Origin of the sequence: Agromyces fucosus, assembly GCF_004134865.1 — a bacterium.
GTDB classification, from domain to species: domain Bacteria; phylum Actinomycetota; class Actinomycetes; order Actinomycetales; family Microbacteriaceae; genus Agromyces; species Agromyces fucosus.
Genome location: NZ_SDPO01000003.1, coordinates 340,194 through 363,250 on the forward strand (window position 1 = coordinate 340,194; position 23,057 = coordinate 363,250).

General features: G+C 71.3%; 22 protein-coding genes. 10 read left to right on the forward strand and 12 right to left on the reverse strand.

Going from position 1 to position 23,057, the window contains the following annotated elements; genetic code table 11:
- Positions 1–13: 13 nt before the first annotated feature.
- Positions 14–640 carry a response regulator gene (locus ESP57_RS13140; RefSeq protein ID WP_115960601.1) on the reverse strand — a complete coding sequence of 209 codons (627 nt, stop codon included), beginning with the start codon at positions 638–640 and terminating at the stop codon, positions 14–16.
- A complete protein-coding gene (locus ESP57_RS13145) occupies positions 637–1,893 on the reverse strand; it encodes a sensor histidine kinase (RefSeq protein WP_243648526.1) in 1,257 nt (418 codons plus the stop codon). Before ESP57_RS13145 ends, ESP57_RS13140 begins: the two co-directional genes overlap by 4 nt.
- A 146-nt stretch (positions 1,894–2,039) precedes the next feature.
- On the opposite strand from ESP57_RS13145, the gene ESP57_RS13150 reads away from it, so the two are divergent.
- Both ESP57_RS13150 and ESP57_RS13155 read left to right on the forward strand, forming a co-directional pair.
- Entirely contained in the window at positions 2,040–3,053 is a 1,014-nt protein-coding gene (locus ESP57_RS13150) for an SMP-30/gluconolactonase/LRE family protein (protein WP_129231894.1), read from the forward strand.
- Between the two features lie 134 nt (positions 3,054–3,187).
- The gene (locus ESP57_RS13155) at positions 3,188–3,796 is read left to right on the forward strand and encodes an ankyrin repeat domain-containing protein (protein WP_129231895.1); all 609 of its coding nucleotides are present in this window, start codon (positions 3,188–3,190) and stop codon (positions 3,794–3,796) included.
- A gap of 104 nt (positions 3,797–3,900) precedes the next feature.
- Here the strand turns inward: ESP57_RS13155 and ESP57_RS13160 are convergent, their stop codons facing one another.
- From ESP57_RS13160 to ESP57_RS13175, 4 genes are read right to left on the reverse strand one after another with little or no spacing between them, the layout of a single operon-like run.
- Complete coding sequence (locus ESP57_RS13160; protein ID WP_056011741.1) at positions 3,901–4,605, reverse strand: ABC transporter ATP-binding protein; 705 nt, start codon at positions 4,603–4,605, stop codon at positions 3,901–3,903.
- A complete protein-coding gene (locus ESP57_RS13165; protein WP_129231896.1) occupies positions 4,602–6,596 on the reverse strand; it encodes a branched-chain amino acid ABC transporter ATP-binding protein/permease in 1,995 nt (664 codons plus the stop codon). Before ESP57_RS13165 ends, ESP57_RS13160 begins: the two co-directional genes overlap by 4 nt.
- Before the next feature lies 1 nt (position 6,597).
- Positions 6,598–7,467 (reverse strand): branched-chain amino acid ABC transporter permease, encoded by an 870-nt coding sequence (locus ESP57_RS13170; protein ID WP_056011735.1) that lies wholly within the window; start codon positions 7,465–7,467, stop codon positions 6,598–6,600.
- Positions 7,468–7,477: 10 nt separating this feature from the next.
- The gene (locus tag ESP57_RS13175; RefSeq protein WP_165877471.1) at positions 7,478–8,671 is read right to left on the reverse strand and encodes an ABC transporter substrate-binding protein; all 1,194 of its coding nucleotides are present in this window, start codon (positions 8,669–8,671) and stop codon (positions 7,478–7,480) included.
- A 235-nt stretch (positions 8,672–8,906) separates the two neighbouring features.
- Here ESP57_RS13175 and ESP57_RS13180 point away from each other — a divergent pair, with 235 nt between their 5' ends.
- Complete coding sequence (locus ESP57_RS13180; RefSeq protein WP_129231898.1) at positions 8,907–9,746, forward strand: sulfurtransferase; 840 nt, start codon at positions 8,907–8,909, stop codon at positions 9,744–9,746.
- Between the two features lie 12 nt (positions 9,747–9,758).
- Here the strand turns inward: ESP57_RS13180 and ESP57_RS13185 are convergent, their stop codons facing one another.
- Entirely contained in the window at positions 9,759–10,574 is an 816-nt protein-coding gene (locus tag ESP57_RS13185; protein WP_165877472.1) for a class I SAM-dependent methyltransferase, read from the reverse strand.
- Between the two features lie 179 nt (positions 10,575–10,753).
- Between ESP57_RS13185 and ESP57_RS13190 the strand changes: the two genes are divergently transcribed.
- Positions 10,754–11,713 carry an FKBP-type peptidyl-prolyl cis-trans isomerase gene (locus ESP57_RS13190; protein ID WP_129231900.1) on the forward strand — a complete coding sequence of 320 codons (960 nt, stop codon included), beginning with the start codon at positions 10,754–10,756 and terminating at the stop codon, positions 11,711–11,713.
- A 71-nt stretch (positions 11,714–11,784) separates the two neighbouring features.
- On the opposite strand, the gene ESP57_RS13195 is transcribed toward ESP57_RS13190, so the two are convergent.
- Both ESP57_RS13195 and ESP57_RS13200 read right to left on the reverse strand, forming a co-directional pair.
- Positions 11,785–12,681, reverse strand: coding sequence for an energy-coupling factor transporter transmembrane component T family protein (locus ESP57_RS13195; protein WP_129231901.1), 897 nt, complete (start codon positions 12,679–12,681; stop codon positions 11,785–11,787).
- On the reverse strand, positions 12,678–14,468 hold the full coding sequence (locus ESP57_RS13200; RefSeq protein ID WP_129231902.1) for an ABC transporter ATP-binding protein: 1,791 nt from the start codon (positions 14,466–14,468) through the stop codon (positions 12,678–12,680). Before ESP57_RS13200 ends, ESP57_RS13195 begins: the two co-directional genes overlap by 4 nt.
- A gap of 200 nt (positions 14,469–14,668) precedes the next feature.
- Between ESP57_RS13200 and ESP57_RS18460 the strand changes: the two genes are divergently transcribed.
- Positions 14,669–15,085 (forward strand): hypothetical protein, encoded by a 417-nt coding sequence (locus ESP57_RS18460; RefSeq protein WP_056011717.1) that lies wholly within the window; start codon positions 14,669–14,671, stop codon positions 15,083–15,085.
- Positions 15,086–15,140: 55 nt separating this feature from the next.
- Here ESP57_RS18460 and ESP57_RS13210 read toward each other — a convergent pair whose 3' ends face one another.
- Positions 15,141–17,507 (reverse strand): arylsulfatase, encoded by a 2,367-nt coding sequence (locus ESP57_RS13210; RefSeq protein WP_129231904.1) that lies wholly within the window; start codon positions 17,505–17,507, stop codon positions 15,141–15,143.
- A 199-nt stretch (positions 17,508–17,706) separates the two neighbouring features.
- Between ESP57_RS13210 and ESP57_RS13215 the strand changes: the two genes are divergently transcribed.
- Genes ESP57_RS13215 through ESP57_RS13220 form a run of 3 tightly spaced genes read left to right on the forward strand, consistent with a single transcriptional unit; the run spans position 17,707 to position 18,599 of the window.
- Positions 17,707–18,183: a DUF6325 family protein gene (locus ESP57_RS13215; protein ID WP_129231905.1), complete on the forward strand. Its 477-nt coding sequence runs from the start codon at positions 17,707–17,709 to the stop codon at positions 18,181–18,183.
- Between the two features lies 1 nt (position 18,184).
- Positions 18,185–18,346 (forward strand): hypothetical protein, encoded by a 162-nt coding sequence (locus ESP57_RS18465; RefSeq protein WP_165877473.1) that lies wholly within the window; start codon positions 18,185–18,187, stop codon positions 18,344–18,346.
- A gap of 13 nt (positions 18,347–18,359) precedes the next feature.
- A complete protein-coding gene (locus tag ESP57_RS13220) occupies positions 18,360–18,599 on the forward strand; it encodes a PLDc N-terminal domain-containing protein (protein ID WP_115960640.1) in 240 nt (79 codons plus the stop codon).
- A gap of 61 nt (positions 18,600–18,660) precedes the next feature.
- Here ESP57_RS13220 and ESP57_RS13225 read toward each other — a convergent pair whose 3' ends face one another.
- The gene (locus ESP57_RS13225; RefSeq protein WP_129231906.1) at positions 18,661–19,731 is read right to left on the reverse strand and encodes an LLM class flavin-dependent oxidoreductase; all 1,071 of its coding nucleotides are present in this window, start codon (positions 19,729–19,731) and stop codon (positions 18,661–18,663) included.
- A 214-nt stretch (positions 19,732–19,945) separates the two neighbouring features.
- Here ESP57_RS13225 and ESP57_RS13230 point away from each other — a divergent pair, with 214 nt between their 5' ends.
- Together ESP57_RS13230 and ESP57_RS13235 are read left to right on the forward strand one after the other, a co-directional pair.
- The gene (locus ESP57_RS13230) at positions 19,946–21,388 is read left to right on the forward strand and encodes an FAD-binding oxidoreductase (RefSeq protein ID WP_243648527.1); all 1,443 of its coding nucleotides are present in this window, start codon (positions 19,946–19,948) and stop codon (positions 21,386–21,388) included.
- A gap of 83 nt (positions 21,389–21,471) precedes the next feature.
- Positions 21,472–22,656 (forward strand): baeRF11 domain-containing protein, encoded by a 1,185-nt coding sequence (locus tag ESP57_RS13235; protein WP_129231908.1) that lies wholly within the window; start codon positions 21,472–21,474, stop codon positions 22,654–22,656.
- Between the two features lie 12 nt (positions 22,657–22,668).
- Here ESP57_RS13235 and ESP57_RS13240 read toward each other — a convergent pair whose 3' ends face one another.
- On the reverse strand, positions 22,669–23,016 hold the full coding sequence (locus ESP57_RS13240) for a hypothetical protein (RefSeq protein ID WP_129231909.1): 348 nt from the start codon (positions 23,014–23,016) through the stop codon (positions 22,669–22,671).
- Positions 23,017–23,057 lie beyond the last annotated feature (41 nt).

Here is a 23,057-nt window from a genome sequence, read left to right on the forward strand (position 1 = left end):
CTGCTCCCGCCGGTCAGCGGCGGATGATGCGCCGCTCGATCGCCGCGGCGACCGCACCCGCCCGGGTGTCGACGCCGAGCTTCGTGTAGATGTGCGAGAGGTGCGACTTCACCGTCGCCTCCGAGACGAACAGCTCCTTCGCCATCTCGCGGTTGCCGAGACCCTGTGCGAGGAGTTCGAGCACGGCGACCTCGCGCTCGGTGACGACGGGGCCCGGGGAGGCGGCTCGGCGCACGAGCGTGGCTGCGACGGAGGGCGCGAGCACCGTCTCGCCCCTGGCGGTCGCGCGGATGCCGGCGAACAGCTCGGGCGCCGGGGCATCCTTCAGCAGGTAGCCGCTCGCTCCGGCATCGAGGGCGCGCAGGATGTCGGCCTCGGTGGCGTACGTCGTGAGCACGAGCACGCGGGGCGGTTCGTCGAGCGCCCGCAGTTCGGCGGTGACGGCCGCGCCGCCGGGGCCTTCGCCGAGGTCGAGATCCATCAGCACGACGTCGGGCCGGGTCGCGGCGACGACCGAGCGCGCCGTGGCGAGATCGTGCGCTTCGCCGACGACCTCGAGGTCGTCGGTTCCGGAGATGAGGGCCGAGAGGCCGGCGCGGACGACGGGGTGGTCATCGACGAGGACGACGCGCACGCTCATTCGCCCTCCAGCGGCAGCTCGACCGACACCGTCGTGCCATCGCCGGGCCCGCTCTCGACGGAGGCTCGGCCGCCGAGCCCCGCGGCGCGATCGACGATGCCCTGCAGGCCGCGTCCCCGCCCGGGGCGACCCGGCTGTGCGCTCGATGCATCGGGCGCACGGCCGGCGGCCCAGTCGACATCGAACCCGCGGCCGTCGTCGCGCACGTCGAGCCGCACCTCGTCGGGGAGGAACGTCAGGGTCACCGCGACCCGGCGGGCACCGGAGTGCTCGATGGCGTTCGCCAGCGCGCCCCGGGCGGAGCGCAGCAGGGCGCCCGCGACATCCGTGGCGAGGGGTACCGATTCGCCGTGCACGTGCAGGCTCACCTGGGGCCCAGTGCCCGACGCGGTGCCCGCCGTCTCGTCGACGAGGCGTTGCAGCGCCGACGGCAGCGCGTCGCCTGACGCGTCGTCCGCGAGCTCGACGGGCGGGAGCCCGTGCACCACGCGGCGCACCTCGGCGAGTCCGTCGCGTGCCGTCGCAGCTGCCACGCCGACGTGGTCGCGGGCGAGGTCGGGGCGCCGCTCCCAGTCCTGCTCGGTCGCGGCGAGCAGGAGCGTGATGCTCGCCAGCCGCTGCCCGACGGAGTCGTGGATCTCCCGCGAGAGCCGCTGACGTTCGGCGAGCGCGCCGGCTCGGTGCTGCGCCTGCAGCAGCTCGTGCTGTGCGTCGGTCAGTTCATCGAGCAGGGCCTGACGGGCGGCGGACTCGCGCTGCAGCGCCCGGTAGACGAGCACGGTCACGAGTGCGATGCCGACCGGCCCGGCGATGACGGTGGGGTCGACGCCGTCGGCGATGCGCAGCTCGGCCGCGGTGACGACCGCCGTCATGAGCACGACGACGGTCACCGCGCCGCGGAACGGCAGCACCTGCAGCACGGCGAACCCGAGGGGCACCGCGCACCAGGCGAACGAGGGCGCCGCGAGCGTCAGCAGCGCCCAGAGCACGGTGACCGTGACGACCCACGCGGTCGGCCACCACGAGCGCGTCGGCAGGAGCGGCCGCAGCGAGTACGCGATCGTGAGGAGCGCGGCGCCCGTGAGCACGAGCACGCCGTCGGCGCCGAGGCCGTGACGTTCGAGGTACCGCACCGCCGAGGTGACGACGAGCACGATGAACACGAGCGCCAGCCAGCGGTCGAGCCGGGCGACGGGCGCGAGGATGCCGCGGACACCGCTCATCTCGGAGGGGCTGCGGTCGGAAACGGACATGATCGCCCAGCCTAGGCACGGCATGCTGCGCCCGGCATCATCCGATCGGCTATCCGACGGCAGCCGATCGCCCGACGCCGGATGCCACCACTCCGGCGGAGTCTGGATGGGCACGCCGAAACCGGCACGCAGAGAAGGGGAATCCCATGAAGCGCATCATCGCAACCGCGCTCGCCGCAGCGAGCCTCACGGCTGGAGTCGCGACGGCGACGATCACGAGCGGTGCCGACGAGGCAGCGGCTGCCGAGACATCCGCTGCTCACCTCGGCGGCCAGAGCCAGGGCCGCCCCGACCGGTACGTGCTGCCGGGCGACGCCGCCGGCTCCCGCTTCGAGGGCATCGGCGTCGACGAGCGTCGCGGGTTGTTCTACGTGAGCGAGGTCACCGGCGGCGAGATCCACCGCGGCGATGCCCGCGACGTGCAGGCCGAGGAGTGGCTCGCGGGCGACGGCACCGACGGACGCTTCACGGCTCGTGGCGTCACCGTCGACGGGGCGGGCAACGTCTACATCGCCGGTGGCCCGAACGGCATCGGCAACCCGGACCGCCCCGACCTCTGGGTGTACTCGGAGCAGGGCGAGCTGCTCGCCGCGCTGCGCGTGCCGGGCACCCCCGACGCCTTCCTCAACGACGTCGCGATCGGCGCCGACGGCGCCGCCTACTTCACGAACTCGAACGATCCGCAGATCTTCCGCGTCGCGCAGTCGGCCGCCGGCTGGTCGGCAGAGCTGTGGGCGGATGCCTCGGGCACGGTCGACCGCGTCGCGGGCTTCAACCTCGGCGGCATCGTGCTCTCGGCCGACCGCAGCGCGTTCGTCGTCGCGCAGGGCAACACCGGGCAGCTGTGGCGCTTCGCCACGGCCGATGGCGCGGTCTCGGCGATCGACACGCAGGGCGCCGACCTCGTGAACGCCGACGGCCTCGTGCGCCAGGGCAACGAGCTCACCGTCATCCGCAACTTCTCGAAGATGGTCGCGACGATGCGGGTGTCGGCCGGCGGCGACTCGGTGTTCGGCGTCAGCCAGCAGGCGAGCGACCCCGACCGCGTCTACACGACCGCGAAGATGCTGCGCGGTCGCCTGCTCGCGGTCGACAGCAAGTTCGACGAGCAGCCGGCGCCGTCGGGCCCGTACGACGTCGTCGGGTCGCCGTGGAACTGATCCGGGTTCGCCGCAGCGGCGCCGTCGCGGTCATCGCGGCGGCGCTGCTGCTCACCGGGTGCGCGGTGGCGCTTGAGCCGTCCGTGCCGCGCACCGCTCCGCCCTCGAGCACGCCGACACGAGAGGATGTCCAGATGACCGAGACGCCCGCACCCCAGTTGCCCGACCCCGACGGCACGTTGCTCGCCGCGGCATCCGTCGGCGACACGGCGACGGTCGACCTCGCCCTCCGCGCGGGCGCCGACCTCGAGGCGCGCGACGATCGCCAGCGCACGGCGCTGCTGCTCGCCGTCAGCGGCGATCACGTCGAGGCCGCGAAGCTGCTCGTCGCCGCCGGTGCCGACCCCGACGCCCTCGACGACCGGCACGACACGCCGTGGCTCGTCACCGGCGTCACGGGAAGCGTCGCGATGGCCGAGGTGCTGCTGCCCGCCGACCCCGACTTCACGATCGTGAACCGCTACGGCGGCATCTCCGTCATCCCGGCGGGGGAGCGCGCCCACGTCGAGTACCTGCGGCGCGTGCTGCAGACCGACATCGACGTGAACCACGTGAACGACCTCGGGTGGACCTCATTGCTCGAGGCCGTGATCCTCGGCGATGGCGGCCCGCGGCATCAGGAGACGGTGCGCGTGCTGCTCGAGGGCGGCGCCGACCGTTCGATCGCCGACCGCGACGGCGTCACCCCGCTCGGGCACGCTCGCGCGAAGGGCTACGACGAGATCGTCGCGCTGCTGTCGTGACTCCGTCGGTCGAGTAGCGGGCGACGGAGGAGCACGCGTATCGAGACCACGCCGCGAGATGCGTGGTCTCGATACGCTTCGCTCCTCGACCGGCGGGCATGGCGCTAGGCCGCCGCGCCGCCCAGGTAGGCGTTGCGTACCTCGGGCAGCTCGACGAGCTCGGCGGGCGTGCCCTCGAGCACGACCCGGCCGCGCTGCATGACGACCGCGCGGTCGGCGATGCCGAACGAGGCGCGCACGTTCTGCTCGACGAGCAGCACCGCCATGCCGCGCCCGCGAAGCTCGGTGAGCACCTTCATGATCTCGGCGACGACCTTCGGCGCGAGCCCGATCGACGGCTCGTCGAGCATGATCGCCTTCGGCGAGGCCATGAGGCCGCGGCCGATCGCGACCATCTGCTGCTCGCCGCCCGAGAGCGTTCCGGCCGCCTGACCGAGGCGCGGCTGCAGGCGCGGGAACAGCTCGAGCACGGCGGCGAGGTCGCCCTTGCCGCCGCGGCTCCAGGCGCCGAGCATGAGGTTGTCGCGCACCGACAGCGTCGGGAAGCACAGGCGGTTCTCGGGCACGTGGGTGAGCCCGAGCGACGCCATCTTCTCGGTCGGCTTGCCCGTGATGTCGACGCCGTCGATCGTGACGGTGCCGGCGGTCGGGCGGATCAGGCCGTTGAGCGCTCGAAGCAGCGTGGTCTTGCCCGCTCCGTTCGATCCGACGACGGTCACGATCTCGCCGGGTGCGACCGAGAGGCTCACCTCGTGCAGGATGGCGAGCTTGCCGTAGCCCGCGTCGAGGCGGTCGACTGCGAGGGTCATGACTGGTCCTCCAGTTCCTTCAGCTCGGCTTCTGCCTCTTCGGCATCGGTGCCGAGGTAGGCGACGATGACCGCCGGATCGTTGCGCACGGACTCGGGGTCGCCGTGGGCGATGAGCACACCGTCGTCGAGCACCGCGACCGTGTCGGCGAGCGCCATCACCTGGGCCACGTCGTGCTCGACGAGCACGATTGTGAGCCCGGCGTCGCGCAGCGCCCGCAGCAGTTGCGCGAGCAGCTCGCGCTCGCTGCCCGAGAGGCCGGCCATCGGCTCGTCGAGCAGCAGCAGCGCGGGCTCGGCAGCGAGCGCCCGGCACACCTCCATCATGCGCTGGCGGCCGAACGGCAGGTCGCCGGCCGCGAGGCCCGCGACGTCGCCGAGGCGCATCGAGTCGAGGATGTCGTGCGCGATCTCCTCGTGGGCGTACTGCTCACGGCCCTGGAGCCCGAACATGCCGCGGAGGATGCCGGCCCGGCCCTTGCGGTAGCGCCCCATGTAGACGTTGCCGACGACGTCGGTCGACGAGAACACCTGCAGGTTCTGGAACGTGCGGGTGAGACCGGCCTCGGCGCCGACGTGAGGCTTGCGCCCCTGGATCTCCTCGCCGAGGAAGCGCACCGTGCCCGAGGTCGGGGCGATCGCACCCGTGATCATGTTGAAGCACGTCGTCTTGCCCGCGCCGTTCGGCCCGATGAGGCCCATGATCTGCCCGGCGGGCACCGTGAGGGTCACGTCGTCGACGGCGACCACGCCGCCGTAGCGCTTCGTGAGCCCCGACACCTCGAGGATCGGCTGGCCGGCCGCGACCGGCGTCGAGACGGTCGGAATGCGGGCATCGGATGCCGCGGCATCCGTCGCCTCGTCGAGGCCGGCGCCGGCCGGGGCCTCGCCCGGCAGCCCGCCGAACGCGCGCGTGGGCACCTCGCCCGAGCCGCCGTCGACGGATGCCGCGGAGGAGGGCTTCGCCGAGGCATCCGCTCGCCGTCTCGTGATCGCCGCCCACGCCGACTTCACGACCTGGTAGAGACCGCCCGGCAGCAGGATGATCACGAGGATCAGCACGAGGCCGTAGCCGATGAGCTGCACCTCGCCCGTGGCGCCGGGGATGATCGCGGGGATGAGGTCGCGGAGGCCCTCGGAGAGGAGTTCGACGATGAACGCACCGGCGACCGCGCCCCAGACCGAGCCGAGACCGCCGAGGACGACCATCAGCAGCAGCTCGACCGAGACGTGGAACTCGGCGACCTGCGGCGAGACGATCTGCACCTGGTAGGCGTAGAAGACGCCGCCGAGGCCCGCGAAGCCCGCTGAGAGGGTGAAGACCTTCACGCGCAGTGCGTAGGTGTTCACGCCGAGCGATTCGGCGGCGAGCTCGGAGTCGTTGACCGCCGAGAGGGCCCGGCCCGCCCGCGAGCGGGTGAGGTTCAGCGCGAGCACGAGGCCGATGAGCACGAACGGCGCGACGAACCAGAAGAACAGGCCGTTGTTGTCGATCGGGATGCCGAAGACCTCGGGGCGGCCGTAGCCGTAGATGCCCGTCGTGCGGCCCGTGAACTCCCACTCGCGCACGGCGATCATGACGATGAAGCCGAGTCCGAGGGTCGCGAGCGCGAGGTAGTGGCCGCGCAGGCGCAGCATCGGCAGGCCGATGAGGAGCGCCGCGAGCATGGCCGCGGCGACGCCGCCGACCGCGGCCACGGGGCCGGGCATCTCGAACTTCTGCAGCAGGATCGCGTGCGTGTACGCGCCGATCGCGAAGAACGCTGCCTGCCCGAGCGAGACCTGGCCGGCGAGGCCCATGAGCAGCGACAGGCCGATCGCGGGCAGCGCGAAGATCATCGAGAAGACGGCGATGTTCATCATCGACGAGCTCGCCGTGAACGGGATGATCGCGATGATCACCGCGAACGCCGCGACGCCGAGGATCGTGCCGCGGTTGTTGGGCCAGAAGCCGGTCTTCGACCGCATGGCGGCCTTGTTCAGGTAGGACATCTCAGACCCTCACGGCGTTCGGGCGCAGCACGAGGCCGGCCGGTCGGATGATCAGCACGATGATGAGGATGAAGAACGCGACCGCATCCTTCCAGCCGGATGCCACGTAGCCGGCGACGTACGACTCGATGATGCCGAGCAGCAGCGCGCCGACGATCGCCGCCCGGAACGAGACGAGCCCGCCGAGCACCGCCGCCACGAACCCCTTGAGGCCGAGGAGCAGCCCGCCCGACCAGATCGAGAGGTAGATCGGCGAGGAGACCACGCCGGCCGTCGCGCCCACGAAACCGGCGATCGCGAAGGCGATGACGGATGCCGCGGCCGGCGAGATGCCGACGATGCGGGCCGCGACCGGCTGCTCGGCGCTCGCGCGCAGCGCCTTGCCCCACCGGGTCTTCTCGTAGAAGAGCAGCACGCCGCCGCCGACGACCACGAGGGCGCCGAGCATCCAGAGCTCCTGCGAGCGGATGCTGACGCCGCCGAGGGTGAGGTCGCTGCCGGGGAAGGCCGGCAGCCGCTTCGCCTCCGCGCCCCAGATGAGGAGCATGATCGCCTGCAGCAGCGTCGAGACGCCGAGGGTCAGGATGATCGAGACGAGCGTCGTGAGGTTCTTCACGCGGGCGATGACGAGCCGCTCGATGAGCACCGAGGCGAGCGTCACCGAGATGAGCGCGATGAGGATGGCGACGGGCAGGGGCAGGCCGGCCGTGACGAGCGAGATGCTGCCGAGGCCGGCCAGCGTCGCGTAGTCGCCCTGGGCGATGTTCACGACGTGCCTTACCGTGTAGGTGGCGATGAGGCCGACGGCGAGCAGGGCGTACACGGACCCTTGTGAGAGCCCCGCCACCGTCAGCTGGAGGAAGTCGATCAACGGATGCCGCTCACTCTTCGTAGAGGGTCCAGCGGCCGCCCTCGGCGAGCGCCATGATGAGCGCGTCCGCGGTGAGGCCGGAGTGGTTCTCGGGGGTCATCGTGAAGATGCCCGAGATGCCGACGAGGTCGGTCGTCGCCTCGATCGCGTCGCGGAGCGCCTCGGGGTCGGTGCCGGCGGCCTCGATGGCCTTCGTGCCGACGAGCCAGGCGTCGTACGCGTGACCGGCGAAGCTCGAGGGAGAGCTGCCGAACTCCGCGGAGTAGTCGGCGATGAACTGGTCGATGACGGGCTTCTGCGGGTCGTCGTCGCTGAGTTCGTCGGCGACGAGCAGGCGGCCCATCGGGGCGATGACGCCGTCGGCGGCGGGGCCGGCGGCCTCGAAGAAGGCGTCGTTGGCGACGCCGTGCGACTGGTAGACCGGCTTGTTCACGCCGAGCTGCACGTACGCGGCCTGCGCGAGACCGGCCGAGGGGGTGATGCCCCAGATGATGACGGCGTCGGCGTCGGCCGCGCGGATGTTCGTCATCTGCGCGGTGAAGTCGGTCGCGCTCGGCTCGAACGACTCGGTCGCGGTGAGGGTGATGCCGCGCTCTTCGCCGAGCTCGGTGATGATGTCGGCGATGCCCTCGCCGAACCCGGTGGCGTCGCGCACGAGGGCGATCTTCGTGTAGCCCTTCGACTCGGCGTCATCGAGGATGCGCTCGAGCACGACGAGGTCGTTCTGCGCGGTCTTGAAGACCCACTCGGAGCCGTCGACGATCGCGGCGTTCGCGGCGACCGAGATCGTCGGCACCTGGGCCGCCTCCACGAGCGGGCGCATGGCGAGCGATGGGCCCGTGCGCGAGGAGCCGATGATGAGGTCGACGTCGTCGTTCTCGATGAGCTGGGTGGTGGCCTTGGCGGCACCGTCTTCGGTGGACTGGTTGTCCTTGATGATGAGCTCGACCTCGCGGCCGTCGATGCCGCCGTCGGCGTTCAGCTGCTCGGCGAGCATGTTGAGCGTGTTCTGCTCGGGCACGCCGAGGTTCGCGCCGACACCCGTGATGTCGAGCACGGCGCCGATCTTGATGGGACCGTCTTCGGCGGTCTCACCGCCACCCGAGTCGCCGCCGAAGTTCGAGGCGCCGCAACCGGTCAGGGCGAGTGCGATGGATGCCGCGACCGCGGCGGGGACGAGTAGACGGCGTTGCGCACGGTGCATGGGATGAACTCTCCTTTGAGCCCTCACGGGTTCTCGACATTGAGTAGGGGGATTCATGACCGACCATTCGGTCACTATTTCAACTCCCTCGAAGATACGTTGCGTGGCCAGCCATCCGCAAGGTGTCGTTCTGCATCGGAGGCGTGGATGTTGCGCGCAGAACGACATCCCCGGCGAGCCGAGCCGCCGAGGAGCTGCGCATTCGGGCAGGTTCCGGGCGAGGCAGGATGGAAGCATGCCGATCCTGATCACCGCCGAAGAGCTCGCCGACCGTCTCGCTGCGGGGGAGCGCACCATCGTGCTCGACGTGCGCTGGTCGCTCGCCGAGCCCGACGGCACCGACGCCTACCGGGCCGGGCACATCCCGGGCGCCGTGTACGTCGACCTCGACCACGAGCTCGCCGACCACGAGGTGACCGGGCAGGGCCGGCATCCGCTGCCGAGCGAGGCCGCCTTCACCCGGGCCATGCGCCGATGGGGCCTGCGGGACGGCGACACCGTCGTCGTGATGGACGACCTCGGCAACCAGTCGTCCGCGCGGGCATGGTGGCTGCTCCGGCACGCCGGCGCCGCCGACGTGCGCATGCTCGACGGCGGCCTCGCGGCCTGGCGGGCCGGGGGACATCCGCTCGACATCGGCGATGTCGTGCCCGACGCCGGTGACGCCACCGCGCACTTCGGCGCGATGCCGGTGATCGACATCGACGGGGCGGCCGCCTTCCCGGCCGACGGCGTGCTGCTCGACGCGCGCGCTGCGCCGCGCTACCGCGGAGAGGTCGAGCCGATCGATCCCCGTGCCGGGCACATCCCCGGCGCCCGCTCCGCGCCCAGCGGCGAGAACCTCGACGACGACGGCCGGTTCCGCTCGCCCGAGGCGCTGCGCGAGCATTTCGCGGGCGTCGGCGTCACCGGGGGCGTGCCCGTCGCCGCGTACTGCGGTTCGGGGGTCACGGCGGCGCACGAGGTCGCCGCGCTCGCGATCGCGGGCTTCGAGGCGGCGCTCTATCCCGGCTCGTGGAGCCAGTGGTCCAACGATGAGGGCCGCCCGGTCGCGGTCGGGCCCGAGGCGGGCTGACGCAGCGGGCGTCTACGCCGGCCGCTGCCCGATCGCGATGAGCGTCGTCACGTCGACCGACGCGACGCCACGCGATTCCACTGCTGCGAGGAAGCGCTTCCGCACCTTCGCCACCGCCGGCGCGCCGAGGCCGCCGAGCAGGAATCGCAGCGCGGTGCCCTCGACGAGGGTCCACGACAGCTCGGGCGTCAGCTCGAGATGCCGCTGCACCGCGTGCGCCCGCACACCCGTGAGGCCGAGCCCGGTGAGCCATTGCGCGAGGCTTCCGGCCGTGTCGATCGACTCCAGCCCCGCCGCTCTCGGCACGGCGGCATCGAGCGACGCCCCGCCGTCGGGCAGCGCATCGGCGAGCAGCTCGGGCAGCGGATCGAACGCACCGCGCGCCCACACGGTGATCGCGACCCGGCCGCCTGGACGTGCGCGCTCGATCAGGTGGCGCGTGCCAGCGTCGAGGTCGGGGAAGTGGAACACGCCGAGCACGCACTGCACGAGGTCGTACCCGGTGGGCTCCCACGTCGTGACGTCGGCGACGTGCAACCGGAGCTGCGGCATCCGCTCGCCCGCGCGCTCGCGCGCCGCCTCGACGAGCGGTTCGGCGAATTCGACCGCGTCGACCACGCCGGCCGGGCCGACGAGCTCGGCGGTGGGCAGGGCGGATGCCCCGTCGCCGCAGCACGCGTCGAGCACGAGTTCGTCGAAGCGCGGGTGCGCCCTCGCCACGGCCGCGGTCGAGATCGGATTCCACAGCGCATCGTCGAGCTCGATGGATGCCGCGGCCGCAGCCGCGAATCCTCCAGCGAGATCAGGTTCCCCCAACGTGTCCCCCATCCGCCCATTGTGTCCCTGATCGGCATCATTCGGTCGGATTGCGGCGGCCCGCCCGCGGATGCGGCACCGCGCCGGGCGTGCAGATCGTGCGGATTCCGTGACCATGGACTCAGGCAATCGAAAGCCGAACGGTGCAGACTGGAGGGATTCCACCCCTGATCGAAACGAGTCGTCCCGTCATGAACCGTGCCATGCGCCGTGCCGCGCCCCTCGCGCTCGCCTCCGCGACCGCCCTGCTCCTCGCCGGTTGCGCAACCGGTTCGGAGCCCGAAGCGACGAAGACCCCCGACGCTGCGGCGTGCATGGATGTGCCGTCAGGCGACCTCAGCGACGGCGTGAAGGTCGAGGGCGAGTTCGGCGGAACGCCGACCGCCACCTTCACCACCCCGCTCGAGGCCGACGAGCTCGAGCGCACGATCGCCATCGAGGGCGACGGCGACGAGACCGCGGCGGGCGACCCGATGAACATCGTCGTCACCGCGTTCTCGGGCACGAGCGGCGAGACCCTCTTCTCGCAGCCGACCACGATCACCGTCGGCGACGAGCAGGTCTTCGAGTCCTTCCTCGCCGGCATCGACTGCGTGCCCGTGGGCTCGCGCTCGGTGGTCGTCGCCCCGGCGTCGACGCTCTACGGCGACACCGGAAACGAGACCATCGGCGTCGCCGCCGGCGAGACGGTCGTCATCGTCGTCGACGTCGTCGAGGTGCAGGAGCCGCTGAAGCCCGCCGAGTGGACCGAGAACGTGCCCGAGGTGAAGTTCGGCGCCGAGGGCGAGGCCCCGACCGTGACGCTGCCCGACACCGAGCCGTCGACCGAGCTGCAGATGAAGGTGCTCGAAGAGGGCGACGGCGACGTGGTGCAGGCCGGCGACAGCGTCACGGTGCAGTACCAGGGCATCAGCTGGACCACCGGCGAGATCTTCGACCAGAGCTACACGCGCGGCTCGGCGTCGACGTTCACGACCGACGGCGTGATCCAGGGCTTCGGCGCTGCGCTCGTCGGCCAGAAGGTCGGCACCAAGCTCATCGTGACGATTCCGCCGGAGTACGCCTACGGCACGGATGCCGCGGCGCACGAGCTCGGCGGGCAGACGCTCGTCTTCCTCGTGGAGATCGAGGGCACCGAAGCCGCGAAGTAGGTCTCGCGCACGAAGGGCCGGACGGGCGACCGTCCGGCCCTTCGTCGTTCCTGCGCTCGTCTCGCCTGCGGTCAGCGCCCCCAGGTCAGCACGGCGATGACGACGCTCACCGCGAGGAAGCACGCCACGAACACCGTGTCGCGCACGCGCCACGGCGAGAGGTGCCGCTCGGTGCGCGTGCGGTGGGCCCCGAAGGCGCGCGCGTCCATCGCGAGGGCGACGCGCTCGGCGTGCCGGATCGCCGAGGCGAGCAGGGGCACGATGTAGCCGAGCGAACGGCGCACGGCCGCGACCGGCCCGCGCCCGACATCCGTGCCCCGCACTCGGTGAGCGGCACGGATGATCTCGAGTTCGTGCCCGAACCGCGGCACGAACCGCAGCGCGGCGAGGGCGGTGTAGCCGAGGCGATACGGCACGCGCAGGTTCTGGACCATCGAGCGCACGAACTCGGTGCCGGTCGACGTGATGCCCGCGATGAGCGAGAGCAGCAGGATCGCGAGGATGCGGAGGCCGGTCGCGAAGCCCACGAGGTAGGCCGCGAGGGTGAAGTCCCAGTCGCCGATCGAGATGAGGGTGATGGATGCCTCGGGGTGGTCGGCCACGCTCGAGGGGTCGATCCACACGCCGAAGGTGACGCCGAGCACGAGCGCGACGACGGGGATGCCGAGGAGGAGTGCCGCGATCGCGCGGCCCGACAGCCGTGCGCCGATGAGCAGCACGGCCGCCGCGAACACGATGAACGCGAGCGGCAGCGCGATGCCCCGACTGAACATGACGACGACCATCACGGGCACCGGCGCGGCGAGCTTCGCGAGCGGGTTCAGTGCGTAGAGGAATCGAGACGGGCGCTGCGTGCGATGTTCGGCGAAGGGGTCGAGGGCAGCGGATGCCGCGTGCGGCTCGCTCCCGTCGACCGGTGCTGCTCCGAGCTCGGGGAAGACCGCGCCGCCCTCGCCAGCCGCGGTCACGACGACGCCTTCGACGAGACCGGCAGCTGCGACATCCGGGTCACCGAGTGCCAGGCGGTGTGCCGCGCGAGGCCGCGGGTGGCCCGGGCGAGCGGAGGGTGCCGGAGTCCGGCTTGCTCGACGAGGGGGCCGGCGAGCACCTCGACGGTGGGGCCGACGCCGAGAAGGCGACCGCTGTCCATGACGGCGATGTGGCTCGCGTAGTCGGCGACGAGCTGCAGGTCGTGGGTGACGACGAGGACCGTGGTGCCGTCGTCGTTGAGCGTGCGCAGCATGTCGAGCAGCTCGGAGGCGCGAGCCCGGTCCTGTCCGAACGTCGGCTCGTCGAGTGCGAGCACCGGCGCACCGGCGATGAGCGCGGTACCGACGGAGAGGCGCCGCTTCTGCCCGCCCGAGAGCAGGAACGGGTGCTGGCCGCGCAGGGACTCGAGGCCGAAGCGCGCGAGCATGGCCTCGACCCGGGGTTCGGCGTCGGCTTCGGAGACGCCCTGCAGATGCAGGCCCTGAGCGAGCTCCTCCGCCACCGTCGGGGCGATGAACTGGTGCTCGGGGTTCTGGAAGACGAAGCCGATGCGTCGGGCGCGCTCGCGAGCGGCGCAGCGTGCCGGGTCGACGCCGAGCACGTCGACCGTGCCGCGGGGCGCGGGGATGACGCCCGCGAGTGCCTGCAACAGCGAGGTCTTGCCCGCGCCGTTCGTGCCGACGATCGCGAGGAAGTCGCCGGCAGTCACGTCGAGGTCGACGCCTTCGACGACGATCGGGCCGCGGCGCCCGCCGCGGCGCACCGAGAGGTCGCGTGCGCGGATCGCGGTCTCGCCGATGACCGCGATCGCACCGGTCGATCCCGTGCCCGGGCCCATCGAGAGGGTCGGACGCGGCGACAGGGCGGTCGAGCGCACGGGCGACGACGCGCTGAGCGGCGCGGGGAGGGACGGCAGCGCGTCGAGCGCCTCGGCCAGCTCGGACGGGGTGAGCGGGAGCGGGTCGAGCACGATGCCGGCGTCGCGCAGCCGCATCGCCGCGAGCGTCGACACGGGCAGCCACACCCCGAGGGCGACGAGCTCGTCGGCGCGCTCGCGCAGGACCTCGCGGGCCGGACCGTCGATCACGAGACGCCCGCCGGCATCGAGCACGATGACCCGGTCGACGAGGTCGACGGCCGCGTCGAGGTTGTGCTCGACGAGCACGACCGCGTGGTCGCGCACGCTCGCGAGTTCGCGGAGCACCGCGTACACCTCGTCGATGCCGGCGGGGTCCAGGTTCGCCGTCGGCTCGTCGAGCACGAGCACCGGAGCGGCCATGGCGAGCGCGCAGGCGATCGCGAGGCGCTGCCGCCCGCCGCCCGAGAGCGTGTCGGGGTTCTCCGCGCGGCGGTCCCAGAGGCCGACGAGCTTCAGCGCGCGCTCGGCGCGTTCGAGCACCTCGGATGCCTCGACGAGCTGGTTCTCGGGCGCGAAGCACACCTCGTCGAGCACCGTGCCGGTGACGATCTGCGCGTCCGGGTCCTGGAAGACCATCGCGACGTGCTCGCTCAGCACGCCGACGGGGTGCTCGCTCGTGTCGAGGCCGGCGACGCGCACGGTTCCCTCGAGGGCGGCGGGCACGGCGTGCGGAACGAGCCCGTCGAGCGCGAGGGTCAGCGTCGACTTGCCGCACCCGCTCGGCCCGAGGATCAGCACGACCTCGCCGCGGGCGACCTCGAAGGAGACATCGACGGGAGTCGCGACCTCTGCACCCTCGTGGCGGATGCTCACGCGGTCGAGGTCGAGCAGGGGTGCTGGGGGCATGGCTGGGCCTGGGCGAGGTGGTTCGGTCGGACGGCCCGCGACGCGGCATCCGTGGTGCTCAGGCAAGCCTAACCTTCGCTCCGTGGACGATCGGCGGCCGGCTCGGCCGCGCCCGGGTGTCGAGCTCGGGAATTCCCCGGTCAGCCGGAGTGTTGTACCAGTGTTCGGGTGTGGAGTCACCACCCCGGAAGGAGGAGAACGTGGGCATCAGTTACGTCGAGTTCGAGGACGAAGCCGGGATCCTGCGTCGCTACCGCAAGCACGTGAACGGCCGGGGCCTCGTGGCCACGACCGCCAAGGTCGACCCGACCGCGTTCGTCGACCCGACGGCATATGTCGACTCGGGTGCCGAAGTGCAGCGCGGTGCACAGATCGGCCCCGGCGGCTGGGTCGAGGGCGACGCGATCGTCGCCGAGCGCGCCGTGGTCGGCGTCAACGCGCACGTCGGTCGTCGGGCGGTCGTCGGCCGCAACGCCGTCGTCGGCCCCTACGCGACCATCGGTCGCGACGCGAAGGTGCAGAACGGCGCTCGCGTGCCGCGCGAACTCACGATCGCCGACGGCGACGAGTACCGCGCCTCGGGCGACGACCTGCGCCGGCTCGGCCTCGCGGCCTGAGCCTCGCGGGAGAGCCTGTCGAGACCCGGGTTTCGACAGGCTCGACCAACAGACGCTACTGCCTGGCCATGGCCACCCGCAGGCGTTCCTCCGGGTCGATCAGGTGGTCGTGGTCGTCGTCGCCGACATCGATCTGGACCCACTGGATCTTGCCGGTGAACCGACTCGACTGCGGTGTGTAGTCGGGGCTGACCGCCGTGCCGGATTCGTAGCCCACATCGGTCGTCTCGTCGGCGGAGAAGACCATCGGCTGAGTGGCGCCGACTCGTCCGGTGCCCACGGCCTCGCCGTCGTGGTACAGCGTGACGCCGCCGCCCTTGGCGAGCCCGCCGCCGTCGTAGGCGAACTCCATGCGCACCTGGTGGTTCCCGGCCGGGATGGGCGTCTCGGCCTCGGTCTCGAAGGACTGGATGCCGAGCACGTTGTAGACGAACTTCAGCTTCCCGCCGCTCACGAAGACGCTCCACCCGCCGAAGCGGCCACCCTGGGCGATGATCACGCCCTCGGCCCCGCCGTCGGGCACGTCGACCTCGGCGGTCACCGAGAACGACTTGTTCTTGATGCTGACGACGCTGTTCTCCGAGAGGCGCCCCATGCCGGCGAAGAAGAGCTGTGAGTTCCCGTGGATGAGGGTCGGCCTGCCCGCGATCTCGGGGTTGAGCCGATCGGCGGTGCGGTCGTCGAGCGGCAGCACGTTGTACTTGACCGCTTCGATCAGCCAGAGCCGCTGCAGCTCGTGCAGGCGTTCGGGGTGCTCGGCCGACAGGTCCCGAGCCTGGCTGAAGTCGCCGCTGCCGTCGTAGAGCTCCCACACGTCGTCGTCGAACGCGATCATCGCGCCGCCGACCATGACCCACGGAGTGCGGTGCTTCGTGACCGCGCTCCAGCCCTTGTGGTAGATGCCGCGGTTGCCGAACATCTCGAAGTACTGCAGTTCGTGACGCTCGGGGGTATCGGGTTCGTTGAAGGAGTAGAGCATGCTCGTGCCCTCCATGGGCGACTGCATCACACCGTTCACCATCGTCGGCTCGGGCAGCCCGGCCGCCTCGAGGATCGTGGGCGCGATGTCGATGACATGCGTGAACTGCGACCGCACTCCGCCCTGTTCCGTGATGCCCTTCGGCCAGTGCAGGATGGTGCCGTTGCGGGTGCCGCCCCAGTGCGAGGCGACCTGCTTCGTCCACTGCAGCGGCGAGTTCATCGCCCAGGCCCAGCCGACCGCGTAGTGGTTGTACGAGCTCGGCGTGCCGAGCTCGTCCATCTTCGAGACCATGAACTCGGGCGTCTCGAGGGCAGCCATGCCGTTGAAGTTCGCCATCTCGTTGAAGGCCCCGTTGACGGTGCCCTCGGCCGATGCGCCGTTGTCGCCGACGATGTAGTAGATGATCGTGTTCTCGAGCACGCCGAGGTCTTCGATGGCATCGATCACGCGTCCGACGTGGTGATCGGTGTGCTCGAGGAAACCGGCGTACACCTCCATCTGGCGTTCGAGCACCGGCTTCAGTTCGTCGGGCATGTCGTCCCACGCGGGGATCTCGGCGTGGCGTGCCGTCAGCTCGGCATCGGCGGGGATGACCCCGAGTTCCTTCTGGCGCGCGAAGGTCTGCTCGCGCTGCACGTCCCACCCGGCGGCGAACCTGCCCTTGTACTTGTCGGCCCACTCCGTCGGAACGTGGTGCGGCGCGTGCGTCGCGCCCGGCGCGAAGTATACGAAGAACGGCTTGTCGGGCATGAGCGCCTTCTGCGTGCGGATCCAGCTCACGGCGTGATCGGCCAGGTCTTCGGTGAGGTGATAGCCCTCCTCGGCCGTCGCCGGCGGCTCGACCGGAGTCGTGCCGTTGTACAGGGCGGGCTCGTACTGGTTGTTCTCACCGCCGATGAAGCCGTAGAACGTCTCGAAACCTCCGCCGCCCGACGGCCAGGCGTCGAAGGGACCCATCGGCGACGACTGCCAGACCGGCACCTCGTGGCATTTGCCGAACTGCGCGGTCGAATACCCGTTGAGCTTCAGGGTCATCGCCAGCGGCGCCTTCGTGTTCGGCTTCAGTGAGCTGTTGCCCGGTGCCGAGGTCGCAGTCTCGGTGATGCTGCCCATGCCGACCGAGTGGTGGTTGCGCCCGCTGAGCATCGCAGCACGGGTGGGCGCGCACAGGGCGGTCGTGTGGAAGCGGTTGTACTTCAGGCCGCCGGCAGCGAGCTTCTCGGCGTTCGGTGTCGCGCACGGCCCGCCGAAGGCGCTCGATGCCCCGAAGCCCACGTCGTCGAGGAGGATGACGAGCACGTTGGGAGCCCCGTCGGGTGGCATCAGCGGCTCGATCGGCGGATACGCCGTGTCGGGATCCTTGGCGTCGTAGGTCGTCAACCCCGGCGACGGGCGATCGGGAATCGGCAGCATGGTGCGGGCGTGGCGATCTGGCTTCATCTTGTTCCCCCGTTGTGTTGACGCGGCATCCGCCGACACCGCCGTCGAGCTCGCCCGGCGAAGCCGGCGACCCGGCCACGGTACCGAGCGCCGAGCGCGGCCGAATCACCCAATGTGGGTGATGCCGGTGGGTGAACCCTCCGCGACGCTGAGACCGTGACCGCGCACGCCGGTCGCTCAGCCATGGATCGGAGCAACAATGACGGAGCAGGCACTGGATGGACTCGGACCGGTCGACTACCTGGTCATCGAGTTCCCCGCCGGAGAGGCCGACTTCTCGGGCGAGATCGCCGAGGAGCTCGTGCGTCTCGTGGAGGCCGGCACGATCCGGCTCATCGACGCGATCGTCCTGACGAAGGACGCCGACGGCTCGGTCGACGCGGTCGAGTTCGAAGACCTCGAAGACCTGGGGCCGCTCGTCGCGCTCGAGGCGGAGCTCGCCGAGCTGCTCGCCGCGGAGGACGTGGAGCAGCTCGCGAACGCGATGGAGCCCGGCAGCGTGGCCGGCGTGATCGTCTACGAGAACCTCTGGGCCGCACCGTTCGCCGCAGCCGCCCGCCGCGCCGGCGGACAACTGATCGCGAGCGGGCGCATCCCGATCCAGGCGATCATCGCCTCGCTCGAGGCCGACGAGGCCGACGAGGCCGACGAAGCCAACGAAGAAGAGGGAGCCTGACATGCTGAGAGCCGCACGAATGGGACGCGTCGGCGTCGTCGGAGCACCGGTCGCGAGAACGGCGGTGGTTGCCGCCGCCGTGACCCCGGGGCCGTCGCCGATCGCGAAGGCCGCCGTGGTCGGCGCCGCCGTGACTCCGGGTCGCCGGCGACGCCGCATCTGACGGGAGAGCGGCCATGTCGCTGTGGGACTACCTGACCGTGTTCTTCTGGGTCTACGTCGGAATCACGTGCCTGTGCATCTTCGTGTACCTGATCGTCGACATCTTCCGCGACCCGACCCTGAGCGGGTGGGCGAAGGCGGTCTGGGTGCTCTTCCTCGTCGTCCTGCCGTTCATCGGCTCGATCATCTACCTGATCACGCGCGGCGGCGGCATGTCGTCCCGTCGCGGCGGCGATCAGGCCATGCTCGCCTGAGGGGGACCGGGCGAAGGCGGAGCGGGAGCGGTGCGCATGCACCGCTCCCGCTCGTCGCGATTCAGCTCGCGGCGGATGCGCCGCCGGCGAGCAGCTCGTTCGCGAGCAGTTCGAGCGTCTGCTCCCGCCCGGGGGTCGCGTCGAGGGCCTCGCCCTCGTAGCTGCCGCCGATGGGCGCGAGCATGATCTCGTCGATGCCGTGGCGCGCCGCGAGGGTGCGCAGTTCGGATGCCGCGGTCGCGGGGTCTCCGATGATCCACCGCCGCTCCATGGTTGCGATGAGCTCGTCGCCGATGGAGTCGGCGGGCGCGGCGAGCGCCTCCTCGACCGTCTCGAGCGGCCGCATGGGCCGGTTGGTGCGGAGCCGCGCCATCGAGTGCAGCTGCGGCAGCGCGCGAGCCCGCGCCTCCTCGGCGGTCGGTGCGACCGACGCGTTCACGGTGAGGAACGTCTCGGGCGCCGGGTGCGCCTCGCTCGGCTGGTACTCGGTGCGGTACAACTCGAGCGCCCGCTCGAGGCCCTCGCCCGAGAAGTGGTTCGCGAAGACGTACGGCAGCCCGAGCGACGCGGCGAGCTTGGCCGAGTAGTCGCTCGATCCGAGCAGCCAGAGCGTCGGGACATCCGTCGCCGCCGGCGTCGCCGTGATCGCGTACTCGCGCCCGCTCGTGAGGCGCAGCGATGCCCCGTCGGGGGAGAGCAGCGAGAGGATGTCGGCGATGTGGTCGGGGAACCGGTCGACGTCGGCCGTCGGGCCCGAGATGCGCAGCAGTTGCGTGATGACCGGATCGCTGCCGGGGGCGCGGCCGATGCCGAGGTCGATGCGGCCGGGCGCGAACGCCTCGAGCGCCGCGAATTGCTCGGCGACGACGAGGGGCGCGTGGTTCGGCAGCATGACGCCGCCCGACCCGACCCGGATGCGCTCGGTCTTGGCCGCGATCGCGGCGATCAGCACGGGCGGCGTCGTCGAGGCGACGGCCGGCATGTTGTGGTGCTCGGCGAACCAGTAGCGGGTGAAGTCCAAGCGGTCGGCGAGTTGCGCGAGGCGAACGGATGCCGCGAGCGCACCCGCGCTCGTCTGGCCGGTGCGCACCGGGATGAGGTCGAGCACGGAGAGTCGAGGTGAAGAAGTCATCCTTCACGGCAACCGGGGCGCGGGGCGGGGTATTCCGACGTGGTCCGGCTGGTGCTGCCACTGAGGGCATCGGAGGGCGACCCCTGACGCGGGGGAGACCGTGCCGACGTTGTATGGGTTCTCGTTGCGAGCGCCGCCTGAGACCAGAGCGGCCGTCGGAGCGCCGCCCCGAGGGGCGCGCATGGGCCCGCGACGATCCCGAAAGGAAGCATCCGTGAACACCCCCTTGCCGCCGGTCGCCACGACCGACCCAGCCACGCTCTCGCTCCGCGAGGCGTTCGCATTCCTCGACGACCGCATCGCCGGTCGCGTGCTCATCTCCGGCGACCCCGGATGGGACGCCGCCCGCTCCGCCTGGAATCTCGCGGTCGATCAGCGCCCCACCGCGATCGTCGTCGCCACGACCACCGACGACGTCGTCCACACCGTGCGCATGGCGGCGGAGCTCGGCGTCGCCGTCGCCCCGCAGGCCACCGGACACAATGCCGGTCCGCTCGCTGCGGACGACGGCCTCGCCGGCGTCATCCTCCTGCGCACCCACGAGATGCGCGGCGTCGAGATCGACGCCGAGGCCCGCATCGCGCGCGTCCAGGCCGGTGCGCAGTGGGGCGACGTCGTCGCCGCGGCTGCGCCTCTCGGGCTCACCGCGCTCGCCGGCACCGCCCACGACGTGGGCGTCGTCGGCTACACCCTCGGCGGCGGCGTGAGCTGGCTCGCCCGCTCGCACGGTCTCGCCGCCAACCACGTCGTGGCGATCGAGCTCGTCACGGCGGACGGTGCGGCACGCCGGGTGGATGCCGAGAACGACCCGGAACTGTTCTGGGCGCTCCGCGGCGGCGGCGGCGACCTCGGCATCGTCACCGCGCTCGAGTTCGGCCTCTTCGACGTGCCGACATTGAGCGCCGGAATGCTGCTCTGGCCGATCGAGCGCACCGCCGAGGTGCTCACCGCCTGGTCGGAGTGGGTCGACGGCCTTCCCGCCTCCGTCACCTCGGTCGCCCGCGTGCTGCGCCTGCCGCCGATGCCGGAGCTGCCTCCCTTTCTCTCGGGTCGCGCGCTCGTCGTCGTCGAGGTCGCGATGCAGGAGGACCCCGCACGGGCCGACGAACTGCTCGCGCCGCTCCGCGCCCTCGTGCCCGAGGTCGATACCGTGCACCCGCAGTCCACGGCCGAGCTGCTGCAGCTGCACATGGATCCGCCCCAGCCGGTTCCCGGGCACGGCGACGGCATGATGCTCGACGAGCTGACCCCGGCCGCGATCCGCGCCTTCGTCGACGCGGTGGGACCGGATGCCTCCTCGGCCCTGCTCTCCGCCGAGATCCGCCACCTCGGGGGCATGATGGATCCGGGTGTCGCGCGCGCCGCGGCATCCGTTCATGGCACTCCGCAGCCCGGCGTCACGGCGGGCTTCGCCGCCGGCTTCCTGCTGTTCGGGGTCGGCATCGCGATGCCCGACAACGGCGCAGCGCTCGCCGCGTCGCTCGATCGGCTGCTCTCGGCCGTCGAGCCGTGGCGCGCCGACATCGACTACCTGAACTTCGCCGAGCACGCCCGCCCCGCCGAGCGGTTCTTCGGCGACGATCTCGAGCGGCTGCGCGCGGTCAAGCGGTCGGTCGACCCGGCCCGAGTGATCCGTTCGAATCACCCGATCGGCTGAGTGGGGACTGTCGCTCGCGCCCCGGCCTTCATAGGCTGGGGTGCGAGCGACGTCGTCGTCGCCACGACCTCGGGGGAGGAACGATGACCGTACATTACGCATTGCCCACCGCAGCAGACTTCACCGTGCTGGCGGGGGTGCACCATCCGTCGATCACGATCTACGCCTCGACCTCGCCCGTGGTGAGCGAGCGCGAGCGGGCCGAGGTCGCGGTGAAGAGTTCGTTCGACGAGGCGATCGAACGGGTGAAGGCCTCGGGCGCCGCGAACGCCGAGCTCGAGGCGCTCCGCCGCGAACGCGACGCGGTGATCGGCGACCAGCAGCTCTGGGCGGGCCTCGCCCGGTCGATCGCGATCTTCGTCGCTCCCGGCTTCAACGAGGTCTTCGTACTGCCGAACCGTCTCGACGACGCCCTGCACGTCGGCTCGCACTTCACCCTCGGACAGCTGCTGCGCGCGCCGAGCCAGGACCAGGAGGCGTTCGCGCTCACCCTGTCGGCCAACGAATGGTCGCTCTGGCATGCCACCCCCACCGACCGTGCCGTGCGCCTCGACGTCGACGAGTCGCACGACAAGAGCCTCGACGACGCCATCAACCGCGACCCCGAGAACGACGACAAGCCGCGCGGCGGCAAGCACGGCGACCGCGGTGTGAGCGGCGACGAACGCCGCAAGGGATTCTTCGAGCTCTACGCGAAGCGCGTCGCCGACGCCACGCGGCACGAGCTCATGCAACGCGATCCCGACGAGCACGTGCCGCTCTTCGTCTTCGCCGCAGAGCCGCTGCTCAGCCTCTTCGCCGATCGCATCCGCAACGGGCGCCGTGTCGTCACCGTCCCCGGTGCACCCGATCGGCTGGGCGCCGCCGAGATCGACGAGGCGCTGCGCGAGCAACTCGGGCGGCTGAACGTCGCCGAGGCCGACGGAGCCCTGCGTCAGCTCACCGAGGGCACCGCCGGCCGGGTCGAGCGGGACCTCGCGGCGATCGCCCGTGAAGCGGCGGATGGCGCGGTCGAGGTGTTCTGGTTCGACTTCACGACCTCGGTGAACGGCACCCTCGATCGCGAGTCTGGGGCGATCGAGTTCGCGAGCGGTCACGGTGCCGGCGAGCAGCTGCACGACGGCACGCACGCGGGCGACCTGCTGCCGCAGCTCGCGCTGCTCGTGATGTCGAAGGGCGGCAAGGTCGTCACGGTGCGCAGCGACGATCTCGACGGGGAGGTCTGGTCGGGTCCGGCGATGGCCGAGCTGCGGTTCGCGCTGGCGTAGGCCCGGGCGGGGTCAACGCCGTGTCGCGGCGATCCGCTCGCGCAGCGGGAGCACGAAGCCCTCGCGCCAGCGGAAGCGGATGACTACCTGCTGCGCGTGCGCGTCCTCGATCATCGCCTCGACGTGCGTCTCGGTCAGGATGGGAGGCCGGTCGGCGCGGGGCGGTGTCTCGCGGAGCTCGAGCCAGAGGCTCTCGGGGTGGGGCACGACGCCGGGGTTGGCGGCGACGAGTTCGACGGTCCAGCCCTGGCTCGAGCAGAGGCCGTAGCCGGTGACGTGGATGAGTCGGGTGTCGGTGGTCTCGATGACGGTCGCCTCGAAGTCGGCGGCAGAGTATTCGCAGTGCTGCTGTCCGTTCATTCGCCCGAAGGTACCGGGGCGAAGGTGAGGCTGCCTCAGTG

What these genes read in the sequence shown, in the direction of transcription:
- ESP57_RS13140 (WP_115960601.1), bottom strand. Translation starts at nt 640, where the DNA reads ATGAGCGTGCGCGTCGTCCTCGTCGATGACCACCCCGTCGTCCGCGCC.
- ESP57_RS13145 (WP_243648526.1), bottom strand. Translation starts at nt 1,893, where the DNA reads ATGTCCGTTTCCGACCGCAGCCCCTCCGAGATGAGCGGTGTCCGCGGC.
- ESP57_RS13150 (WP_129231894.1), top strand. Translation starts at nt 2,040, where the DNA reads ATGAAGCGCATCATCGCAACCGCGCTCGCCGCAGCGAGCCTCACGGCT.
- ESP57_RS13155 (WP_129231895.1), top strand. Translation starts at nt 3,188, where the DNA reads ATGACCGAGACGCCCGCACCCCAGTTGCCCGACCCCGACGGCACGTTG.
- ESP57_RS13160 (WP_056011741.1), bottom strand. Translation starts at nt 4,605, where the DNA reads ATGACCCTCGCAGTCGACCGCCTCGACGCGGGCTACGGCAAGCTCGCC.
- ESP57_RS13165 (WP_129231896.1), bottom strand. Translation starts at nt 6,596, where the DNA reads ATGTCCTACCTGAACAAGGCCGCCATGCGGTCGAAGACCGGCTTCTGG.
- ESP57_RS13175 (WP_165877471.1), bottom strand. Translation starts at nt 8,671, where the DNA reads ATGCACCGTGCGCAACGCCGTCTACTCGTCCCCGCCGCGGTCGCGGCA.
- ESP57_RS13180 (WP_129231898.1), top strand. Translation starts at nt 8,907, where the DNA reads ATGCCGATCCTGATCACCGCCGAAGAGCTCGCCGACCGTCTCGCTGCG.
- ESP57_RS13185 (WP_165877472.1), bottom strand. Translation starts at nt 10,574, where the DNA reads ATGGGGGACACGTTGGGGGAACCTGATCTCGCTGGAGGATTCGCGGCT.
- ESP57_RS13190 (WP_129231900.1), top strand. Translation starts at nt 10,754, where the DNA reads ATGAACCGTGCCATGCGCCGTGCCGCGCCCCTCGCGCTCGCCTCCGCG.
- ESP57_RS13200 (WP_129231902.1), bottom strand. Translation starts at nt 14,468, where the DNA reads ATGCCCCCAGCACCCCTGCTCGACCTCGACCGCGTGAGCATCCGCCAC.
- ESP57_RS13210 (WP_129231904.1), bottom strand. Translation starts at nt 17,507, where the DNA reads ATGAAGCCAGATCGCCACGCCCGCACCATGCTGCCGATTCCCGATCGC.
- ESP57_RS13215 (WP_129231905.1), top strand. Translation starts at nt 17,707, where the DNA reads ATGACGGAGCAGGCACTGGATGGACTCGGACCGGTCGACTACCTGGTC.
- ESP57_RS18465 (WP_165877473.1), top strand. Translation starts at nt 18,185, where the DNA reads ATGCTGAGAGCCGCACGAATGGGACGCGTCGGCGTCGTCGGAGCACCG.
- ESP57_RS13220 (WP_115960640.1), top strand. Translation starts at nt 18,360, where the DNA reads ATGTCGCTGTGGGACTACCTGACCGTGTTCTTCTGGGTCTACGTCGGA.
- ESP57_RS13225 (WP_129231906.1), bottom strand. Translation starts at nt 19,731, where the DNA reads ATGACTTCTTCACCTCGACTCTCCGTGCTCGACCTCATCCCGGTGCGC.
- ESP57_RS13235 (WP_129231908.1), top strand. Translation starts at nt 21,472, where the DNA reads ATGACCGTACATTACGCATTGCCCACCGCAGCAGACTTCACCGTGCTG.
- ESP57_RS13240 (WP_129231909.1), bottom strand. Translation starts at nt 23,016, where the DNA reads ATGAACGGACAGCAGCACTGCGAATACTCTGCCGCCGACTTCGAGGCG.